Below are 2,609 nucleotides of genomic sequence, written 5' to 3'. Positions count from 1 at the left end.
GTGTACGCGTCACCACGCGTCCACCGGGCGCACCGCCCCGTTCCATCCCCGTCCCCACCATCCAGGAGAAACGACCCGAGGATGACCGACCAGCAGCCCTCCCCCGCCCAGCCCTCCGGCGTCAGCCGCCGCTCATTCCTCGGCGCCGCCGCCGGCGCGGCCTCCGTCGCCGCCGCCGGTGTCCTCCCGCAGGTCCTGCGGGACCTGCTGAACACCCCGGTGGCGCCCGGCAGCGGCACCGTCGCCGACATCAAGCACGTCGTGGTGTTCATGCAGGAGAACCGGGGTTTCGACCACTACTTCGGCACGATGAACGGCGTGCGCGGCTTCGGTGACCGCAACGCGATCACCCTGCCCGGCGGCAAGCCGGTCTGGAAGCAACCCAACGCGGCCAACCCGGACGGCTACGTCGCCCCGTTCCGGATGAACACCGCCGCCAGCCGGGCCACCTGTGCGTACGCCCCGGCGATGAGCTTCCCGGTGGACACCGCCATCTTCAACGGCGGCAAATACGACGCCTGGAACACCGCCCGCAACCCTGACCTGGGCATGTCCTACTTCGGCCGCAAGGACCTGGACTTCTACTACGAGCTGGCGAACGCCTTCACGGTCTGCGACCACTACTTCTCCTCGACGCTGACCCAGACCCACCCGAACCGGCTGCACCTGTTCACCGGCAGCAACGGCAGCTCGGTCGGCCAGAGCGCGGTCATCGACAACAGCGTTCCGGCCGCCGGATTCACTTGGACCACCTACGCCGAGCGCCTGCAGAACGCCGGGGTCTCCTGGCGGGTGTACCAGCAGAGCGACAACTTCGACGACAACGGCCTGGCCTGGTTCGCCAACTTCAAGAACGCCAAGGCCGGCCAGCCGCTGTACGACCGCGGCATGGCCACCGTGCCGGACATCGTCCGGGCGTTCGGCGACGACCTGGCCAACGGCACGCTCCCGCAGGTCAGCTGGATCATCGCCCCGGCCCACCTGTCCGAGCACGCCAACTACCACCCGGCGGCGGGCATGGACCTCACTGCCCGACTGCTCGAACAGCTCGCCGCCCACCCCGGCGTGTGGGCCAACACCGCCTTCCTGCTCAACTACGACGAGAACGGCGGCTTCTTCGACCACGTCCCGCCCCCGGTGCCGCACACCACCGACTACGTGGACGGCCTGTCCACCGTCACCAGCGACGGCGAACTCACCGGCGGCAAGCCTTTCGGCCTCGGTTTCCGGGTCCCGATGATCGTCGTCTCGCCGTGGACCCGCGGCGGCTACGTCTGTTCGCAGGTTTTCGACCACACCTCGGTGATCCGGCTGTGCGAGCAGGTGTTCGGCGTCGCCGAACCCAACATCAGCCCCTGGCGCCGGGCCGTCACCGGCGACCTGCTCTCCGCGTTCGACTTCACCTCCGCCAGCACCGGCTGGCCGAACCTGCCGGACACCGGCACGTACGTGACCGACGCCGACACCCAGTGCTCCACCCTGCCTTACCCCGCCATCCCGGTCGTCCAGCAACTGCCGGTCCAGGAAGCCGGTCACCGCAGGGCCCGCCCGATCCCGTACGCCTTCGAGGCCAAGGGCCGCGTCACCGCCGGCACCTTCTACATCGACATGGCCAACACCGGCGCCGCGGGCGTCTCCTGCTACATCCGGGCCAACGACCACCGCACCGACGGCCCGTGGCGGACAACCGTCGAGGCCGGCAAGACACTCACCGACTACTTCGTCGCAGGCACGCCCACCGGCGCCTACGACCTGTCGATGTACGGCCCCAACGGCTTCCACCGCCGCTTCAAGGGCAACCGCGCCACCGCCACCACCAGCGGCAACGCCAACCCCGAGGTCACCGCCACCGTCGACGGCCCCGGCGGCACCCTCACCCTCACCATGAAGAACAGCGGCACCACCCCCTGCACCGTCACCCTCACCGCCAACGCCCACCGCACCGACGGCCCCTGGACCTTCACCCTCGCCGCCGGCGCGACCACCACCAAACAACTCGACATCACCGGCTCCTCCCACTGGTACGACCTCACCGCCACCGCCGACACCACCGACGGCTTCCTGCGCCGCTTCGCCGGCCACGCCGAAACCGGCCACGCATCCATCACCGACCCCGCCGTCATCGGCACCCTCCCCATCAGCACCGTCAGCGCGGACAGCCAGGAGACCGCGACCGAGAACGGCAGCGCGGGCAACACCGTCGACGACGACCCCGCCACCAAGTGGCACACCCGCTGGAGCACCGGCACCGACCCGTTCCCGCACGACATCCGCTTCGACCTCGGCACCGCCCGCACCGTCACCGGACTCACCTGCTTGCCCCGCCAGGACGGCTACGCCAACGGCCGGATCGGCGGCTACCAGATCGCCACCAGCACCGACGGCACCACCTGGAGCAGCCCGGTCGCCTCCGGCACCTGGGCCGACGACGCGCAGCTGAAGGGCGCCGACTTCCCGCCCGTCACCGCCCGCTGGGTCCGCCTGCGCGCCCTCACCGAAGCCGGCAACCGCGGCACCTGGACCAGCGCCGCCGAGATCCGCGTCCTGGGCCCCAGCACCTGACGTCGGATCAGTCCCCTCGCACGCCACCGCCCCCGGCCGGGTTGTTC

Annotated in this window: 1 protein-coding gene; it reads left to right on the top strand. The window is 70.5% G+C overall.

Going from position 1 to position 2,609, the window contains the following annotated elements:
- The first annotated feature begins 81 nt into the window (after window positions 1-81).
- Complete coding sequence (locus tag ACFUEL_RS38245) at window positions 82-2,562, top strand: phosphocholine-specific phospholipase C (protein WP_380242609.1); 2,481 nt, start codon at window positions 82-84, stop codon at window positions 2,560-2,562.
- Window positions 2,563-2,609 lie beyond the last annotated feature (47 nt).

The sequence above is a fragment of the Kitasatospora sp. NPDC057198 genome (assembly GCF_042670125.1).
GTDB lineage: Bacteria > Actinomycetota > Actinomycetes > Streptomycetales > Streptomycetaceae > Kitasatospora.
This window is presented reverse-complemented; position numbering and strand designations above follow the sequence as displayed.